Raw genomic sequence first — 17,745 nt, 5'->3', positions numbered from 1 at the left:
CGGGGATGCGGCTGGCGGAGGCTCAGCTGAAGAGCACGCCGCCGTTGATGTCGACATTGGCCCCGGTGATGAAGGCCGAGTCGTCGCTGGCCAGGAAAAGCACGAGGTTCGCAATATCCTCGGGCAGGCCCTGACGTCTTGCCGGGGCCGCAGCCTCGAAGCCGCGGCGCGCGGCATCTGCGGTGTGGAGGTTGTGGAAATCGGTGTCGATCATTCCCGGGCAGAGCGCGTTGACGCGGATCGCGGGGCCCAATTCCTTGGCAAGGCCACGCGTCATTGTCATTACCGCCCCCTTCGACGTGGCATAGGCCACGGCGCCCGGACCGCCGCCATCGCGACCGGCCTGGCTGGCAATGTTGACAATCGAGCCGCGCGTCATGTGCGCCAGGCATGCCTTGATCATCAGGAAGGTGCTGGTGAGGTTGAGGTCCATGACCGCCCTCCAGTGCTCGACCGGCATCTCGGCGATGGTCTTACGCGCGATCAAGCCGCCCGCGTTGTTCACCAGCACGTCGACGTCCCCGAAGACCTCGGCCGTGTGCCCAAACAACGTCTCGACATCTTCGGGTTTGTTGAGGTCGCCCTGCACGGCGATGGCCTTGCCGCCCTGGGCCTCGATCTCGGCGATAGTGGCCTCGGCTCCGGCGCTGGAAGCAAAGTAGTTGATCGCCACATTGGCGCCCTCTGCGGCGAGTTTCACTGCGCACGCACGCCCGATGTCTCGCCCCCCGCCGGTGACAATCGCGGTCTTGCCCTTGAGTTTCATTTCTTCGGCCTTTTCTGATTGGGTATGGGAAACGGGCGGACGGTCGGTCAGGCTTCGCGCTCGAGCGTGAGGAAGTAGTCGAAGATCTCTGGCACGTTTCCGTCGCCCAGACCTGCATCCACTGCAGCTTGCAGATTGTGCGAGGTGCCCTCGGCAATCTCGGCCCTCGTGCCGAGGTCCTCGGCCATCTTCAGAAAATAGCCGAGATCCTTGTTGGCGTTGCTGATCGAGAATCCGAGGTCGCTCACTCCATCCACGGCATAGTTCTTGCAGAACCCCATGAAGGGTGAATTCGACGGGCCGGTGGACATGATGTCGAAGAGCTGGCGGCGGTCGACACCGGCGCGATCGGCCACGGCGAAGGCCTGGCTCATGGCGCAGACGGTGGTCATGCCCATGAAGTTGTTGATCAGCTTGGTCACGTGGCCGGCTCCGAGCGCGCCGAGGTAGAAGACGTTCTCGCCCTGCTGCTCGAGCACCGGCTTGACCTTGTCGAAGGTCTCGCGGTCGCCGGCGGCCATGATGTTGAGCAGACCATCCTTGGCATGGGCCGGTGTGCGTCCCAACGGTGCGTCGATCATGCCCGCACCCTTGGCGGCCAAGTCGGCGCCGATCCGACGGGTCGAGGCCGGGATCGAGGTGCCGAAGTCGATCAGTACCGCGCCCGGTTTGATCCCTGCCAGAATGCCGTTGTCGCCGTAGACCACCTTCTCGACGACCTCGGAGGTGGTGAGACACAGCATTACGATGTCGCTCGCTTCGGCCAGCTCCATTGGCGTTGTTGCCTCGCGCGCGTTGCCCCGGCCGAGAACAGTGCGGACGGCCTCCTTGTCGAGGTCCATCACGACAAGGTCGAACCCCTTCTTCTGAAGGTTCTCCACCATGTTGCCGCCCATGAGGCCGAGGCCGATGAAGCCAATGACGGGTCTGGTCATTTCCATTGCTCCTTAATTTCGTTCGTGGGGTTCGTGGGGTTCGTGGGGTTCGTGGGGTTCGTGGGGTTCGTGGGGTTCGTGGGGTTCGTGGGGTTCGTGGGGTTCAAAGAAAGTCCTCACGGTGGGGCGTGAAGAGATCCAGGAGGGTGCCGGCCTCCAAGCAGGTCGCCCCGTGCACGATGTCCGGCTGCTTGTAGAGCGAGTCTCCGGGGCCGACTTCGTAGGTCCTCTCACCCACGGTGAATTCGAACCGGCCCGAGATGACGTAGGTGATCTGCTCGTGCGGATGGTGGTGCAGTGGTGCCGTGGTGCCCGTCTCGAAGTGCACCTCGACACACATCAGATTGTCGTTGAAGGCCGCCACCTTCCTGGTCAGCCCGCCGCCGGCGTCAAACGAGGCGTTTTCGCCTGCGGGGAAGTAATTCTTTACGGTCATGCGTCTGGCTCCGGTCTGCGCGTTGCTTTGGAATTGCGGCGACTGGGTCATGTCTTGGCCAGCTTCTTCATCACCACTCGGAACGTGTTCTCGTCCGGGTCGGTGAAGTAGAGGTCGGCGTCGTAGCCCTGGTCGTCGAGGAAGTGGAAAATCCGCGTCGGCTCGGCCAGCCGGTAGGGGACCAGCAGCGTGGCGATGCGGTGCCGCGTGGCTGCGGGGTAGTGCGCGTGCAGGCAGGTCGAGACCGGAAGACCTTCGTATTCCGCAGGGTCCACGTCCAGAAAACCGGTCTCCTGTGTGATCTCGGGATTGCCTGCCTCGGACCAGACGACCTGCCCGTAAAAACCCGCCCGTTCGCCTGAGTTGCGGAACGAGGTCTTGCCCAGGTCGTAGGGCTGGTTGGCATGCAGAAGCCAGTCGATCGTCACCGGGCTTTCGGCATCGACACTATCGACGATCACGAAGTAACTGTTGCGGACGAAATAGATCTCGCGCTCGACCAGCGTCACCTCGGGCGAGAGGCTCTGGTAGGCCGCGGTCGCGTCGCCCTTGATGTAAAAGTGGTCGTCGCGCTCTTCGGCGGCGAGAATTCGGCCCGTCGCGGCCATCGCCTTGGCCTTGTCCTTGTCGGCGTACTGGCCCTTGCCGTTGATGAGGATCGCGTTTTTCGACCGGGTCTGGCGCCGCCAGAGCCGGTGCATGGTCGAGTTGAAGGCAACGTAGTGCCCAGACTGGATCGCGAGGTCCTCGCCGTAGGCGGCAAGGCAGAAAGCGTTCTGGTCGCCATGACTGTGGCTGATCGACCCGAAGCGAGAGGATTTGAAGACGAACTGGACGTGCTTATCGGGGTTGGCCATTTCGTGCTGAATGCCGACCCATCCGATGCCTCTGAAGTGGCGCATGCCCGAAGGTGGGTCCGAGGCCTCGACCAGCGGGAAATCGGTCAGGTAGGTCAGCTCGTCAAAATTGGTGTCCCACCAGCCCCAGTTGTAGAATGCGCCTTCCGTGCCCGGATTCAGGCGCATCAGCTCCTCGTGGTACCACTGGAACGCGCCGTTGCCGGTGATGCCCGCATACTGGCGCAAATTGATGCCGGTCTTGATGCATGGCAGATCGCCCTGCGTGCTGTCGTCGCCAAAGGTGGCGCGGCGGGTATTTGGAGCCTTGCAGAAAAGCGGGAAGTCGCCGGTATTGCGGAAGAAGGGCCGCTTGTACAGGTCGATGCCGGTGTAGGATCTCAGCCGGTTCGCTGCCTCGATCAGATAGGCCATGCCCATCATCCAGTAATTGGTGCCCTCGGCCCAGCCGCCATCGCTGTCGCCCCAGGGCGAATAGACCGTGGCCAAGAACTCGATGCAGTAGTTCAGCCAGTCGCGGGCCTCGTCACCCTCGTCCTCGCCGAGCAGCGCGATGCAGGCCGGGATCAAGGTCAGAGAGACCGATCGCACCGCGTGGCTGTCATAGGGAAAGAGGTGGATCTTGGCGTTGAGGATCGCGTGTTCCGCGATGTCGCGGGTGCGCGCGAGGAGGGCATCGCGCACCCGCTCACGCTCGTCCTCGTCCAACTGGTCGTGAAGCCAGTCGTAACCCCAGGCGAGCGCATTCGTAACCCGGTAGGCCCATTCGTCTGTATAGGCGCGCGAGGTGACGCCCATCGGGTCCCAGCTGGCCGCCTCCAGCAGCCACGCCTTGGCCCGGTCCAGCATCGCCTTGTCCTGCGTGACCTGACCGCCGATGGCGAGGTGCCGGATGGCATACATGAGCTCTTGGAGGTCGATGTAGGTCTGCCGCCAGACCGGCGCGGTGCGCTGGTGACCCGGGTAGCCGGTAGGCTCTTTCATGACCTCGCGGTCCATCCAGGGCAGAACGGATTTCTCGTAGAAGGTGGACCATGTACAATGGCTCTGGTCGGCCCTCACCGCGTCTCTGAATTCCGCCAGCCGGGTCTGCGTCAGCCAAAGCCGCGGATGGCTGGGGGAGGACTCCCTGAACCGCGCCGCGCGAGAGGGCAGGGGCGAGTGCGGTAGTTCTTCGGTGATCGTGAAGCTGCGAGTGCTGCTCCAGCTCGACGCGGGTTTCCCGGCCGCGTCGCAGACCGCGTAAGTCCAGTGATACGTTCCGGGCGCCAGCGCCGTGTCCGGAGTGAAGAAGTTGAAGGGGATGTTGGCAAAGACCTGCGTGTCCTTGGCCTTGAACTCGGGGTCGGACGAGATCCGCAGTACGTATTCGGCCTCATCCTCGATCACCGGAAGCCATGTGAACCGCGGCGGGTTCTCAACCGTCTCGCTGTCAGCGTCGGGCGAATACTGAATTGTCAGTCGTCCGGTCTTGGGTTCGTCGAGCTTGGGAAGAACAGCGGCGCCGCGCATCGGTCAGATCTTTCACTTGGGTAAGGGGGGAAGGTGCGGCCGAAACCCGGCCGCACACATGCTGTAATGAAAGGGGCGGACTCAGTTCGCGTACTGGCGCTGGTAGGCCGAGTTCATGACCTCGAGGACGTCCTCGTAGCCCATCTTGTTGAGCGCTGACATGTAGTCGTCCCAGTCTTCCTTGACGTCGCCGGTGCCAAGGATCCACGCCTGCTGACGCTCCAACATGTAGGTCTGGATCGACGGGTAGTACTTGTCGAAAACCGCCTGCTCCTCCTCGTCGAAGGCCACGCCCAGGAACTGTTCGACCAGAAGGTCCTCGGAGTCGTAGAGTTCGATGCCCTCACGCGCGGCATCACGGGTCCACTGCCACTCGTAGCGGTAGTCCTGCGGGTAACCGCGATAGACCTGCGCCCCCTCGAGATACATCTGGCTGTTGACCGGCTCGCCCGACTCCAGCACCTCCGTCTTGTAGACCGGCTCGCCGTCGACCAGATCCCAGGTCTTGCCCTCGACGCCGAAGTTGGCCAGCAGCGCACCCTCTTCCGAGAACCAGAAGTCGAAGTACTTGATGGTCTCAACCGGATGCTCGTTGGTATAGCTGATCGCCCAGCCATCGGGCTTCATCGGGATGCGGCGATTTTCTTCGATCCGCTGACCGCTGACCGATTTCGGCGGCAGGAAAGGCACGAAGTTGAAGCCGTCGATCTTGTCGGCCAGTGCCACGTTGTAGCCCGAGGTTGAGGCAAACCAGTCGTGCGTCATGCCGCCCAGATCCTCGCCCAGCAGGTAGTCGCGAGCCGAAGAGCCGCGGGTGAAGACCTCCGCGTCGATCAGTCCCTCTTCGTACCACTGCGCGATGTTGGCCAGTCCGTCACGATAGGCTTCCTGTGCGTAGGGGTGCACGACCTCGCCATCCTTGAGATAGAACTGGTGGTAGACATCCGCCCCGGTCGAGCGCGCGTCCCACAGGTTCAGCAGCCGCAGGACTTCTTCCCAGTCGCGGACGAAAAAGGGGATCTCGTCCTTCTGGCCATTTCCGTTCGGATCCTGGTCGCGGAAGGCCACAAGCACGTCGTAGAGTTCGTCGACGTTTTCGGGACGCTCCAGACCCAGTTTGTCCAGCCAGTCCTGACGGACATACCAGGCGCGGGCATATTTGCCGTCGGGCAGGTAGGGGATGTAATAGACATTGCCGTCATAGGCAGAGATTGCGTCCCAGATTTCCGGGTGCTCGTCGAACCACGCCTTGATGTTCGGCGCGTGCTCGTCGACGAGGTCGTTCAGTGGAACGAAAGCACCTTGGGGGCCGTATTCGTTCACCGGCTGACGGATGTTTGCGCCGCCGACGATGTCGGGCAGGTTGCCGGCCGCAAGAAGCAGGTTCATCGCCTCGCTCTGCTCGGTCGTGTTGCGGCCCGAGGTCTGGTCGACAAGGTGAATGTTGGTCTTTTCCCGCGCCACTTCCTCAACCGGGTAGATCTTGGAGGTGTCGCCGCCGGGGCCATAGCCCTGTGCCCGCGCCCAATGCATGTGGATGCTCAGTTCCAGCGGCTCGTCGACGATCGGCAGTTCGATGCCCTGTGCGAAGACCGGGGTCGTCAGTGCCGTGGTTCCGAGGATTGCAGCAGCTGCCAATTTCGAGGTTCGCATGGATTCCTCCCTTTTGCGAATTGACTGAACTTGCAGTTGATCGGTTGGTACAGCGCTGCTCATTCCTTCACTCCACCCAGCAGGATGCCCTTGCTGAAGTACTTCTGGAGGAAGGGGTAGATGAGCAGGATCGGGATGATCGAGCAGACGATGATCGCAGCGGTCACGGTCTCGACCGAGTAAGCCGCGGTCAGGAGGGTCGTGGCAAATTCCTCGTCGTCGGAAAGCTCCACGATGACCTTGCGCAGGTAAACCTGCAGTGGGATCTTCTCTTCATCCTGCAAGAGCACCATGGCCCAGAAGAAGCCATTCCAGCGCGACACGATGCAGAACAGGGCAACCGTGGCAATCGCAGGCTTCGAGAGGGGCACGTAGACCTTCCACAGCACCTGGAACTCGTTGGCGCCATCCATCCGGGCCGCCTCTTCGAAACTTTTCGGGATGCCCTCGAAGAAGTTGCGCAGCAGGATGATGTTGAAGCCGTTGACCGCGAAGCCGATGATGATGCCGAAGTAGCTGTCCAGCAGGCCGAGGTCGCGCATGTTCAGAAAGAACGGTATCAAGCCGGCGTTGAACCACATGGTGAAGGCGACCACGAGGTTCCAGAACCGCCGCCCGTAGAGCTGGGGCTTCGACAGGGCGTAGGCGCCGGGGATGATGAACGCGAGGCTCATCAGGGTGCCGCCGATCGTGTAGATGAAGGTGTTCTTGTACGACGACCAGAACAGCGGCTCGCTCAGCACCTGCTTGTAGGCCTCAAGCGTGAACCCGACGGGTGTCAGGATCACATTGCCGGAGCGCGCTTCGAAGCCGGTGCTCATCGACAGCGATGCGATGTAGATGAACGGGTACAGCGTCGAGAGGGTGAACAGCCCGATCAGGACCATATTCAGGATGACGAAGAGCTTGTCGCCGCGTGAATAGAGATTCATGTTGGTCATGTCCCAGCCCTCTCCTTACCAGAGCGACGTGCGCGAGTAGCGCTTTGAGATCGCGTTCGCCGTCATCACCAGAACGAAGGCCACCACCGCGTTGAACAGGCCTGCGGCCGCGGCGAGGTCGTACTGGCCGCCCTGGATGCCCTGGCGATAGATGAAGGTGTTGACGACGTCGGCGGTCTCGTAGGTGGCCGGCTGATAGAGCAGGATGATCATCTCGAAGGAGACCTCCAGCATGTTGCCGATCCGGATAATGAGCATGATGATGATGGTCGGAAGGATCGAAGGAAGCGTGATCTTCCACATCATTTGCCAGCGGCTGGCGCCGTCGACGACTGCGGATTCGTAGAGCGTCGGAGAGATACCCGCGATGGCCGCGAGATAGACGATCGACTGGAAACCCGCCTCTTGCCAGATGCCGGTACCGACAAAGATCGGTCGGAACCATTCCGGCTTGGTCAGAAAGTAGATGGGCTCTATCCCGAGCCACCCGAGCATGGTGTTCACGATCCCCGCCGAAGGGCTGAAGGCCGTGATGACGATGCCCGCGATGATCACCGACGAGACGAAGTGCGGCAGGTAGACGATGGTCTGCGCCGTCTTCTTGAAAGTCTGCTTGAGGATCTCATTGAACATCAGGGCCAAAAGGATCGGCATGGGAAAGCCGAAGATCAGGCCGTAGAAGCTGATGACGATCGTGTTCTTGAGCGCGCGGAGGAACTGGTCGTTGCCGAACAGCGTCTGGAAATGTTCGAAGCCGATCCAGGGACTTCCCTCGACTCCGCGGAAGACCGAGTAATCCTTGAACGCGATCTGCAGTCCGTACATCGGCTTGTAGAGGAAGATGGCGAGCCACAGGATCGTCGGGATCAGCATGACGTAGAGCTGCCATTCCCGCTTCAGATGGTCGCCGACCCGCTCGATGCGGCTGGGTCGGCGGCGGCGCTGGGCTTCTGTGGCGTCGAAGATCAGCTCTTCGGTCGACGGGCCGGCGGCCCCAGTGAAGTTGGGGTCGCTGGTCATTGCTCAAGCACCTGTCCGGGCAGCGCATTACCGGTTCTTGCGTCGAAAACCTTCACGAGATGAGGTTCGATGGTGAAACCTTTGATGCCGTCGAGGATATTCATCTGGCCGACGGTATTGGTGCGGATGACAAAGGGATCGCCTTGCAGGCTGGCATGGATCAGCGCCTCGGATCCCAGCGTCTCCACCAGATCCACATCGAGATTGATCAGGTTCGGATCGCTCTGGTTCGAGACCGAGACGAACTCGGGCCGGATGCCGAGGATGACTTCTTGCCCCACCGCGTTGGTCAGCGCTGGGATATGCTGAAGCTGAACGCGCTGGCCGTCGAACTCGGCGACAGGGCCTTGGTCGCCCGCAACGACTATGGCCTTGACCATGTTCATCGGTGGAGAACCGAGGAAGCCTGCCACGAACGTGTTGGCCGGGTTCAGAAACAACTCCATCGGGGAGCCGATCTGCTCGATCCGTCCGTCATGCATGACGACGATCCGGTCAGCCAGCGTCATCGCCTCGACCTGGTCATGGGTCACATAGATCGAGGTCGCGCCCAGCCGCTTGTGCAGGCGCTTGATCTCGGCGCGCATCTGGGTGCGCAGCTTGGCGTCAAGGTTCGAGAGCGGTTCGTCGAAAAGGAACACCTTGGGGCGGCGGACGATTGCGCGACCCATGGCGACCCGCTGACGCTGACCGCCGGACAAGTCTGCGGGGCGGCGTTCAAGGTACGGCGTCAGGCCGAGAATGCCGCCGACCTCTTCCACGGACGAGGCGATCTTTTCTTTGCTTTCCTTTCGGATGCGCAGGCCGAAAGCGATGTTGTCGGCCACGTTCAGGTGCGGATAGAGCGCGTAGTTCTGGAACACCATCGCCACGTCTCGATCCTTGGGCGCGACGCGGTTTACGAGCCGCCCGTCGATCGTGAGGTCGCCGTCTGAAATCTCTTCGAGGCCGGCGATCATGCGCAAAGTCGTCGATTTGCCGCAGCCCGAAGGGCCCACCAGTACGACGAACTCCTTTTCCCGCACTTCCAGGTCGATCCCGTGGACCACCTGCAACGCACCGTATGCTTTCACGATTCCATTGAGATGTACGCCAGCCATGGCTCCTCCCCCTGATGCGCCGCGTGCCGCCGGCGTTGTTTCCCCAACGGCCGATTCGACCGCTCCCAGAACTGGTATACTAGTAATTTGTCTGGAATACTAGTCTGCAGTATGGTAGAAGGAGTCGAGCCGGCTTAGACCGCTGAATAGACGCGCAAATTAGGATTGCAGGACGAAGGCTGAGATCGGTGAATGTCCTGTTGTCCGTCAGCCGCCTCAAGATCGCGCGGTGCACGACCCACACGGAGACATTTTTGGAGCGGGTCGGATCGTGGGTTGAAAGGCGGATCGGATAACGAGGCCGAGGACAAAGACGCAGTGCGTCCACGATCCGCTTGCGACGCGGATGTTTGGCACTGCGCCTTGGCCCTAGCCCCGGCGACACGACAAGATGGAGAAGACGCGATGGATCAAGCAACGCAACTAGGTGAACGCCGGACCACTGTGGACGACATTTTCGACTTTCTGCACGAGGAAATCCTGAGCTTGCGGCTGCGGCCAGGCGACAAGATCTCTGAGGCCGACATCGCGGCCCGTTTTGGTGTCTCTAGGCAGCCGGTCCGCGATGCGTTCAGCCGGCTCGCAAACCTGGACCTGCTTCTGATCCGGCCCCAGCGCGCGACCGAGGTGAAGCGTTTCTCGATGAAGGAGATCGTCAAGTCGCGTTTCGTTCGCGCGGCGGTCGAAAGAGAGGTATTGCGCCTCGCTGCCATCAGCTGCGACGCCGCCGGTGCGGTGAAATTGGACGAGGCCCTCGCGAAGCAGGATCGGGCGACTGTCGAGAAGGATGTCGAGGGCTTCGGCGCTCTCGACTACGCGTTCCACAAAACCCTATGTGAGATCGCCGGTATCGACTTCGCTTTCGACATCATCATGGCGGAAAAGGCCAAGGTTGACCGCCTCTGCATGCTGGGCCTCTCTAAGGAGGACCGCATGCCCGAACTGGTGGCCGACCATCGCGCGATCGCCGAGGCCGTGAAGGCGCATGACGCCGGCCGAGCCATCGAGGTCGGCATGCTGCATCTCTCCCGGCTCGACAAGACGATCGAGAGCATTTCGAAGAACAGCTCCCACTACTTCGAACCCTCGGCAGCCTGACGTCCCGACTGCCTGATCCGGCCTTTTTCACGCTCGACGCGGATGCGCTTTCGGCAACCGCCCGGTCGCCCACCGCCCCCGCGCACCTGAAAGCATCGTCCCGATGTCCGTGACACCCATCCCGAACCAAGGCGCTCGCGCTTCCGGCCCGACCTGGCGAAGCGTACTCGCTTTCGCGTGGCCGATGACGCTGAAGGCGATCATCCTGCATGGAACTGTCGTGATCGACGCCTACCTCGTCTCCGCCCTGGGGGAGGCGGCGCTTGCCGCGATGGGGCTCGCAGCAGCCATCGCAGGGTTCGTCCTTGGCGCGATCCTGGCCTTTGCCAACGCGATGCAGATCCGCGCTGCTCAAGCGTTTGGCAGCGGCGACCCCGTTTTCGTGAAATCGGCGCTGGCCTCCGGCCTGACCGTCAGCCTCGTGATCGGGCTTCTGGGGTTGGGGATCATTCTTGTATTCGGCGAGGCGCTGATCGGGTCCATGTCGCCTTCGGATGAGGTCGGCCGCCTCGCCCGGGACTACCTTGCCGTTTTTTCGCTGGTGATACTTGGAGAGGCGATCGGGCAATGCCTGTCGAGCCACTTCAACGGTTGCGGGCGCACGACGCTGCCGCTCTACAGCTTCTGCCTGTCACTGCCGGTCAACGTCATCGCAAGCATCGTTCTTATTCATGGCCACCTCGGCTTTCCGGCCTTTGGCGTCGCCGGGGCGGCGATGGGGAGCGCTCTGGCTGTCGCGGTACAGGTCGGCTTTCTTGGATGGCGTCTGCTACGGCTTGATTCCGATCTTTTCCGAGTTCCGGGCTGGCGGCAGGACGCATTCCCCGCCACCTTGCTGCGCCATCTTGTCTTTTCGTTGCCCATCGCGGCCACGTTCATCAGTGCGACCTTCGCGACGCACGTCTGTACGCTGATCTACGCTCGACTGGAGCTCAATGAATTCGCCGCGATGACGCTGATCGCCCCGTGGATCATGGTGGCCGGCACGATTGGCATGCAGTGGGCGCAGGCAACCGGCATCATCGTCGCGCAGCTTCTGGGGCAGGGGCAGACCGAGGCCACGCTCGACCGCTTTCTATCCAGCGCGTGGCGTGGAGCGTTCTGGGCCGCCGGAGCAGTGGCGTTGATCTATGCCGGCGTCTGCCTGTCGGCACGGTTTCTCTATGCTGATCTCAGCCAGGAGACTCGCTTGTTCCTGCTGAGCTTCCTGCCTGTCCTGCTCCTACTTCCCTTTCCGAAAGGGTCGAATGCGATCTGTGGCAATACCCTGCGGGCCAGCGGCGATACGATCTACGTGATGCACATCTTCGTCTGGGCGCAGTGGCTGTTCCGTGTCCCGGCCACGGCGCTCGCAGTGCTCTGGCTCGATCTTTCGGTATTCTGGGTCCTGTCGCTTCTGCTCTGGGAGGAATTTCTCAAGTTCCCAGCCTTCCATCGCAGGCTCCTGCGCGGGGAGTGGAAGAGGGCTGTCTTCGACCAGAACTAAGGTCTGAGAAGCCGATTGCGAGATCGCAAAGCTCATGACTTTTACCTTAATCTGCCTGCTCTGCTGGGTCCTGACCCGGCAAACTGGTCCAAGCTAGATGCGATTTTTTCGGGCACACTTCCGACGGGGGAGGAGTGCCCAGATGCCTAGGAAGCGATTTTCAAATGAACAGATTACCTTCGCGTTGAGACAGGCGGCGGCTGTAACAAAGGTGGGGGAGATCTGCATTAGGACGGCTCGTGAGAAAGCTAATCACACGACGACGTGGATTTGTGTATGTGCCTCACTAAATCCTGCTCCGGCAACCACCGTAATCTGACAGAGATCCAGAAAAGCCTCCCTCGGGAGGTTTTCTGCGTTTCAGGGCCACAGGGCAGGGCGCTCGGACCAGCTCGCCTCGATGCGCTGTTCCGCTGTTCCCTACTGAGGGCCGCAAACGGCCCAAAGCCGCCGTTCCTCGCGCAACAGGAACGCCCGCTTCGATGGCACAGCTCAGATCTGATTTCTGGTGGCTTCGAAATCGGCCTTCAGGGGTGCGGTGTCGTAGATGATGGTCATCCGGGTGAAGCGCTGCCGGTCCTCGGCCAGATCGAAGACATCGACGCATTCGAACTCCACGACCTTGCCGCTGGCCAAGGTCCGGACGTAGTGGAAGTGCAGCGCGACGGACTGGCGTTCGGCCGAGCTGTCGAAGACGTTGAGGAGCGTCGTCTTTGACCGCGTCGTGTCCGCGAAGAGCTCGGCATAGAAGTCGTGCGCGGGCCGGACACCGTAGAGCGGCGAGACGATCTCGGCGTCGGGGGTGAACAGGGCGCGGACGCCCACCAGATCGCTCGTGTTCAGGGCGTCGAGGTAGCGGCGGCAGAGGTCTTCGGGGGTCATTGGGGTCTTCCTTTGGGGGCCAAACCCGGACGCCTCTGAATCGAAAGAGCCGCCCGAGGGGCGGCATCTCTGATCGTCACGCATCATCGAGCCGCCGTCAGGGACGGCGGTAATAGCTCGAAGTCTGATGGCAACGGAACATGGGGCCTCGGTATTGGTCCTATCGGCGCCTGTCAAAAATATCTGTAGACGGTTTCTCCGCGGGGGAAGCCTCTGGTCGCGAAACCTGATGCAGCGAGTGGAGCGGCGGCGATCCTGTCGTTCGCGATGCGCAGCTCGAGGTGCCAATGGGTCGATCGCTGCTGCGACCAGAGCAAGGGACGAAAAGAATGAGCGCCAAATCCAGTAGTTCTGCATCAGCACGACACAGGCGCCGGCATCTCTGACGATGCCCTCATTTGCTGACCGGCAGAGCCTCTAAGCATCCTGCTTTCGCAAGCTCATCCCGAGCCTCTTGGCGCATTCTACCGCGGCGTCGCGATGCAGCGCCCAAGCCTGTGTCAGGCCCTCCATGATCACCAGAAGCTCGGTCTCGCGCCCGGCGAGGCCGGTGGCGTCGGCGGCGCGGCGCGCCACCTCGGCGTTGTGCCGCGACAGCACCCCGCGCAGCCGTTCGTTGCCGGGCTCAGCCGCAACGGCGCCGTGGAACAGGCAGCCATGCGAGGTCTCGGTCGCCATCCATGTCCCGACCCGGTCGAGCAGCGCGTCGAGTGCGGCTTCCGGTGCATCCGGCAGCTCATCGAAGAGGTGGGAGAGGTAGCGCCCATGGCGATGCTCCAGCGCCGCCAGCACCATGTCCGCGCGGGACGGAGCGTATTTGTAGAGCGTGCGCAGGCTGACGCCCGCGGCGTCGCGCAGATCTTCGACGCTGGGTTCGGCGAAGCCGTGGGTGGCGAAGGCCCGCTCCAGCCCGGCGGCGATCTTGTGCATCGTATCGGTCATGCTTGACGGTGTAGAGTGATCCCTCTACCTGAGCAAGTAGAGCAATCATTCTACAGAGCGGAGCGATCCCATGACCCTCCCCGACACGATGAAGGCGATGGTGCTGACCGGCCATGGCGGCCTCGACAGGTTGGAATGGCGCGAGGATGTGCCTGTGCCGCGTGCGCAGCCTGGCGAGGTGCTGATCCGCGTCGGAGCCTCGGCGGTGAACAACACTGACGTGAACACTCGCACCGGCTGGTATTCCAAGGCGGTGCGCGGCGATACGAACTCCGCGGCGGCCACCGGCTATGACGGCGCCTCGGATGCCGACGGCGCTTGGTCCGGCGCGCTGAGCTTCCCCCGCATCCAAGGCGCCGATTGCTGTGGCGAGATCGTCGCGGTCGGGCCGGGGGTGGACGAGGGTCGCATCGGCGAGCGGGTGCTGGTGCGGCCGATGTTCCGGCCGGCAGGCGGAGACGAGCATGCGCTGGTCACCTTCGGCTCGGAGCGTGACGGCGGCTTCGCCGAATTCACGACGGTCGGTGCCGAGAATGCGGTGCGGGTCGACAGCCCGCTCTCGGATGTCGAACTGGCCTCCTTCCCCTGCGCCTTCTCGACAGCCGAGGGGATGATCCAGCGCGCCCGCCTCGGCGCCGAGCGAGTGCTGATCACCGGCGCCTCGGGCGGGGTCGGCTCGGCAGCGGTGCAGCTGGCCAAACGGCGAGGCGCGCATGTGACGGCGGTGACCAGCCCGGCCAAGGCCGACGACCTCAGGGCGCTCGGGGCCGATGCCAGCCTCGGCCGCGACGACGCGCTGCCGGAGGCCGCCTTCGACGTCGTGCTCGACCTCGTCGGCGGCCCGCGCTGGCCCGCGCTGCTCGAGGCGCTGGCGGTGCGCGGCCGCTACGTGACCTCGGGCGCCATTGCCGGACCGATCGTCGAGCTGGACCTGCGCACGCTCTACCTCAAGGACCTGACGCTGATCGGCAGCACCCGGCAGGACCCGGGCGTCTTCACCGATCTGGTGGGCTATATCGAGCGGGGCGAGATCCGACCCGTCCTTGCGGAGACCTACAAGCTGCGCGACTTGCGCGCAGCGCAGGAGGCATTTCTCGAGAAGTCTCACATGGGCAAGATCGGGATTGCCATCGCGGGCTGACGTCTTTTCGCAAAGCAATCTCCGCACGGCCGGGCGACGTCAGACCATGACGCCGCCCTGCCTCATGGCATCAATCACGAGCGCCGTTAGTCCTCCGATCTGTAATGAACCAGGAACATGTCAACGCAGTCGGCGATGACGGCATCCGGGTCGACCTCGGCCTTCGCCCCCATCAGGAACTGCGGCCAGACCAGGAAGTGCTTCACCATCGACAGCAGCTGGCCTGCGGCGAAGCCGGGCTCGGCCTCGCGCAGGGCGCCTGCCTGCATCGCCTCACCGATGAGCCCCGAGATTGGGCCGTCCTGCATCGCTGCCTTGGCAAAAAAGGCCTGCGCCAGCTCCTGATCGCGCAAGAGCTCCGACATGACCAACCGGTTCAGGCCCATGTATTGCTCGCCGGTCAGATGGCCGACGTAGTTCCGCACCGCCGCGATCAGCTGCTCGCGTAGCGGCAGGTCGGACCGGAAGTGCAGCTTCGGCATGGCCGCGATCTCATCGAGCAGGATGTCGGTGATCGCGGCGAAGAGCAGCTCCTTACTCTCGAAATGCTTGTAGAGCGTGCGCTTCGACACCTCGGCCAGTTCCGCGATCCGGTTCACGCGCGCGGCCGGGAAGCCCTGCTCGCGGAACTCCTGGATCGCCGCTTCCAGAATATCTTTTCGTTTCTTTTCGGTCAGTTTCATCGCTCCTGCCTCTCCCGTCGCGAAAGATGTAAACATCAGGGTTTACACTTACGCCTTGCGCTTCTATGTAAACACCACGGTTTACAAACACAAGCGCCGACGGCGCCCCGATCACTGGAGAAGACCATGGCTGACCTTACTTTCGGACCGAGGGGCTGGACGCCCGAGCGCCTCGGCAACCTCGCCGGCAAAACCTATGTCATCACCGGCGCCAACGCCGGCGCGGGCTTCCAGGCGGCGCGCATCCTCTTGGGCAAGGGCGCGGAGGTGGTGATGCTGAACCGCAGTGCCGAGAAATCCGCCGCCGCCGTGAAGGAACTGAAACAGGAGTTCGGCGCTGCCGCGCCCGTGCGCTTCATCCGCATGGACCTCGCGGAGCAGGCATCCGTCCGCATGGCCGCCGAGGAGGTGCTGAAGACTACCCCGCGCATCGATGCGCTGATCTGCAACGCCGCAATCGCCCAGGTGCCGACCCGCAAGCTGACCCCCAACGGCTTCGAGAGCCAGCTCGGCACCAACCATTACGGCCATTTCACCCTGTGCGGGATGCTGTTCGACCGCATCGAGGAAGCGCAGGGCCGGATCGTCGTCGTCGCCAGCCTCGGCTACAACATGGGGCTGAAGACGATCCGCTTCGACGACATGAACTGGGACGAGGGCTACGGCGCGAACACCGCATATTCGCAGAGCAAGCTGGCGCAGATGATGTTCGCCTATGAGCTTCAGGACCAGGTGAAGGCGGCCGGCCGCAACGTCGAGGTCTATGTCTGCCACCCCGGCTCGTCCGCGACTTCGCTGATCTCGACCAGCGGCAGCCGGACGATGCGCTTCGTCTGGTGGCTGATGACCAAGACGCCGATGGTCCAGACCGCCGAGCAGGGCGCCTATCCGGAGGTCATGTGCGCCACCGAAGAGGCACTGACCGAGCAGCGCGCGCTCTACGGTCCTACCGGGGCCAGGGAGTTCGTCGGCCCGGTCGGCCGCGGCACGCTGAACGCCCACGCTCACGACAAGCCGGTCATGGTCAGGCTGTGGGAGCGGTCCGAGAAGGACACCGGGTTCAGCTGGGGCCTATAAGGGCCTCTCAATCCCGCCGAGACTTATGAGGCCGGGCCTGGGCCGATGCCCCCCCGTGCCCGCCTCTTCGATCCCTGACACTGCATCTGGCGAGGGCCGAGAACATGGACATCGTGAAAACGGCAACCGTTTGGATGAGAGCCGAAATGCTCTCCGCCGCTTTCTTCATCCTTTTTGGCCTGTCCTTTCTCCTGGCGAGCCTGGGGTTCTGGCAACTGGGTAGGACCGACATGGCGAGGGCCTATGTCGTCCCCATGCTGGTGGCAGGCACGCTGATCCTCATCATCGGGGTTGGCCTGTTCGTCCCCAGCCAAGCCCGGTTGACGAGCTTCCCAGCGGCCTACGCCATCGATTCTGCCGGCTTCATCGCAGAGGAGATCGCGCGCGCCGATAAAGTCCTGAACGAATACCGGATCGTGGTGTTCAGGGTCATCCCGCTGATTATCGCCGCCTGCGCGCTGGCGATCCTCTACTTCGAGACGCCCCTTTGGCGGGCAAGCCTGATCACGACCATCGGCATGATGGCGGTCATTCTTGTGATCGATACCAACGCCAGCGCGCGGCTGGCAAGCTATAGAGAGCAACTCGTGCTGGCCGGGAAATCCTTTCCGCCACCGATGTGAAGCGGATGTTCGTTGCAAATGCAGCGAATGGCTGCTTCCCGCCCAGAGTGGCCGGGTCAGCTCGCGGTCCATAGCATTCAATTCGAAGCTCCGGGCGGATTGCCTGAACATGCATTGGTACCTGTTCAGCAACTTCCGACATGACCCCCTTTCAATGTGGATTGTTGCAAACCCACCTTGGCACACCGATGCCGTCGGGGGGGGGGGCGCCCACATCATCAACGCTTGTCCCGAGGGTGCTGATGGGGAACATGCCCCGCGCGATTGGGCATTTGAGATAGTAGTGCGACCTGTTCTAAGCCTCTGCCTGCAATAATCGTTGGCATCCTGCTCCCGCAACCAACAAACGCGTACCGACACCAGAACCGTCGTGTCCCGTAAGGGCGCGGCGGTTTTGCGTTGCGGATCCCTCTGAGACGAAGGCCAGGACCGTGGCCAAGGCACCGACCAAGGTCACGCTGCAGGGACCGCGGCCCGTCTCGGGCGGACCGACCTTGATCCGATCGATCAGGCCGCTGACCTGAGACCCGTCTTTCTTCCGGTTTGACGGAGAATCCGTGGGTGATTTCTGAGGCTATGCGGCCTGCTGTTCC

The 17,745-nt window shown here is 62.5% G+C and carries 16 protein-coding genes; 5 read left to right on the top strand and 11 right to left on the bottom strand.

Features of this window, described 5'->3' with window-relative positions:
- Positions 1–22 precede the first annotated feature (22 nt).
- The 8 genes from BLT43_RS18435 to BLT43_RS18400 form a co-directional block, all read right to left on the bottom strand.
- The gene (locus tag BLT43_RS18435) at positions 23–766 is read right to left on the bottom strand and encodes an SDR family NAD(P)-dependent oxidoreductase (protein WP_090115315.1); all 744 of its coding nucleotides are present in this window, start codon (positions 764–766) and stop codon (positions 23–25) included.
- Between the two features lie 47 nt (positions 767–813).
- Complete coding sequence (locus BLT43_RS18430; RefSeq protein WP_090115314.1) at positions 814–1,701, bottom strand: NAD(P)-dependent oxidoreductase; 888 nt, start codon at positions 1,699–1,701, stop codon at positions 814–816.
- Between the two features lie 103 nt (positions 1,702–1,804).
- Entirely contained in the window at positions 1,805–2,188 is a 384-nt protein-coding gene (locus BLT43_RS18425; protein WP_341349856.1) for a cupin domain-containing protein, read from the bottom strand.
- A complete protein-coding gene (locus BLT43_RS18420) occupies positions 2,185–4,506 on the bottom strand; it encodes a DUF4962 domain-containing protein (RefSeq protein ID WP_090115312.1) in 2,322 nt (773 codons plus the stop codon). Before BLT43_RS18420 ends, BLT43_RS18425 begins: the two co-directional genes overlap by 4 nt.
- A gap of 81 nt (positions 4,507–4,587) precedes the next feature.
- A complete protein-coding gene (locus BLT43_RS18415) occupies positions 4,588–6,159 on the bottom strand; it encodes an extracellular solute-binding protein (protein WP_242652360.1) in 1,572 nt (523 codons plus the stop codon).
- A 59-nt stretch (positions 6,160–6,218) separates the two neighbouring features.
- The gene (locus BLT43_RS18410; RefSeq protein ID WP_090115311.1) at positions 6,219–7,100 is read right to left on the bottom strand and encodes a carbohydrate ABC transporter permease; all 882 of its coding nucleotides are present in this window, start codon (positions 7,098–7,100) and stop codon (positions 6,219–6,221) included.
- Positions 7,101–7,115: 15 nt separating this feature from the next.
- Positions 7,116–8,120, bottom strand: coding sequence for an ABC transporter permease (locus BLT43_RS18405; protein WP_090115310.1), 1,005 nt, complete (start codon positions 8,118–8,120; stop codon positions 7,116–7,118).
- Positions 8,117–9,220, bottom strand: a complete 1,104-nt coding sequence (locus BLT43_RS18400; protein WP_090115309.1) for an ABC transporter ATP-binding protein — start codon at positions 9,218–9,220, stop codon at positions 8,117–8,119. The genes BLT43_RS18405 and BLT43_RS18400 overlap by 4 nt, the downstream gene beginning before the upstream one ends.
- 405 nt (positions 9,221–9,625) lie before the next feature.
- Between BLT43_RS18400 and BLT43_RS18395 the strand changes: the two genes are divergently transcribed.
- The gene (locus tag BLT43_RS18395; RefSeq protein WP_090115308.1) at positions 9,626–10,318 is read left to right on the top strand and encodes a GntR family transcriptional regulator; all 693 of its coding nucleotides are present in this window, start codon (positions 9,626–9,628) and stop codon (positions 10,316–10,318) included.
- Between the two features lie 103 nt (positions 10,319–10,421).
- Positions 10,422–11,804, top strand: a complete 1,383-nt coding sequence (locus BLT43_RS18390; RefSeq protein ID WP_090115307.1) for an MATE family efflux transporter — start codon at positions 10,422–10,424, stop codon at positions 11,802–11,804.
- 492 nt (positions 11,805–12,296) lie between these two features.
- Here BLT43_RS18390 and BLT43_RS18385 read toward each other — a convergent pair whose 3' ends face one another.
- Together BLT43_RS18385 and BLT43_RS18380 are read right to left on the bottom strand one after the other, a co-directional pair.
- Complete coding sequence (locus BLT43_RS18385; RefSeq protein ID WP_090115306.1) at positions 12,297–12,686, bottom strand: nuclear transport factor 2 family protein; 390 nt, start codon at positions 12,684–12,686, stop codon at positions 12,297–12,299.
- 417 nt (positions 12,687–13,103) lie between these two features.
- A complete protein-coding gene (locus BLT43_RS18380) occupies positions 13,104–13,616 on the bottom strand; it encodes a TetR/AcrR family transcriptional regulator (RefSeq protein WP_242652359.1) in 513 nt (170 codons plus the stop codon).
- 82 nt (positions 13,617–13,698) lie between these two features.
- On the opposite strand from BLT43_RS18380, the gene BLT43_RS18375 reads away from it, so the two are divergent.
- Complete coding sequence (locus BLT43_RS18375; RefSeq protein WP_090115303.1) at positions 13,699–14,769, top strand: alcohol dehydrogenase family protein; 1,071 nt, start codon at positions 13,699–13,701, stop codon at positions 14,767–14,769.
- A gap of 86 nt (positions 14,770–14,855) precedes the next feature.
- On the opposite strand, the gene BLT43_RS18370 is transcribed toward BLT43_RS18375, so the two are convergent.
- The gene (locus tag BLT43_RS18370; RefSeq protein ID WP_165612670.1) at positions 14,856–15,452 is read right to left on the bottom strand and encodes a TetR/AcrR family transcriptional regulator; all 597 of its coding nucleotides are present in this window, start codon (positions 15,450–15,452) and stop codon (positions 14,856–14,858) included.
- Between the two features lie 126 nt (positions 15,453–15,578).
- Between BLT43_RS18370 and BLT43_RS18365 the strand changes: the two genes are divergently transcribed.
- Together BLT43_RS18365 and BLT43_RS18360 are read left to right on the top strand one after the other, a co-directional pair.
- Complete coding sequence (locus BLT43_RS18365; protein ID WP_090115299.1) at positions 15,579–16,529, top strand: SDR family oxidoreductase; 951 nt, start codon at positions 15,579–15,581, stop codon at positions 16,527–16,529.
- 104 nt (positions 16,530–16,633) lie between these two features.
- Complete coding sequence (locus tag BLT43_RS18360) at positions 16,634–17,152, top strand: hypothetical protein (RefSeq protein ID WP_090115297.1); 519 nt, start codon at positions 16,634–16,636, stop codon at positions 17,150–17,152.
- The last annotated feature ends 593 nt before the right edge of the window (positions 17,153–17,745 follow it).

Source organism: Limimaricola pyoseonensis (assembly GCF_900102015.1).
Classification (GTDB): domain Bacteria; phylum Pseudomonadota; class Alphaproteobacteria; order Rhodobacterales; family Rhodobacteraceae; genus Limimaricola; species Limimaricola pyoseonensis.
The sequence above is the reverse complement of the archived record's forward strand: the minus strand, read 5'-3'. Positions and strand labels throughout refer to the sequence as shown.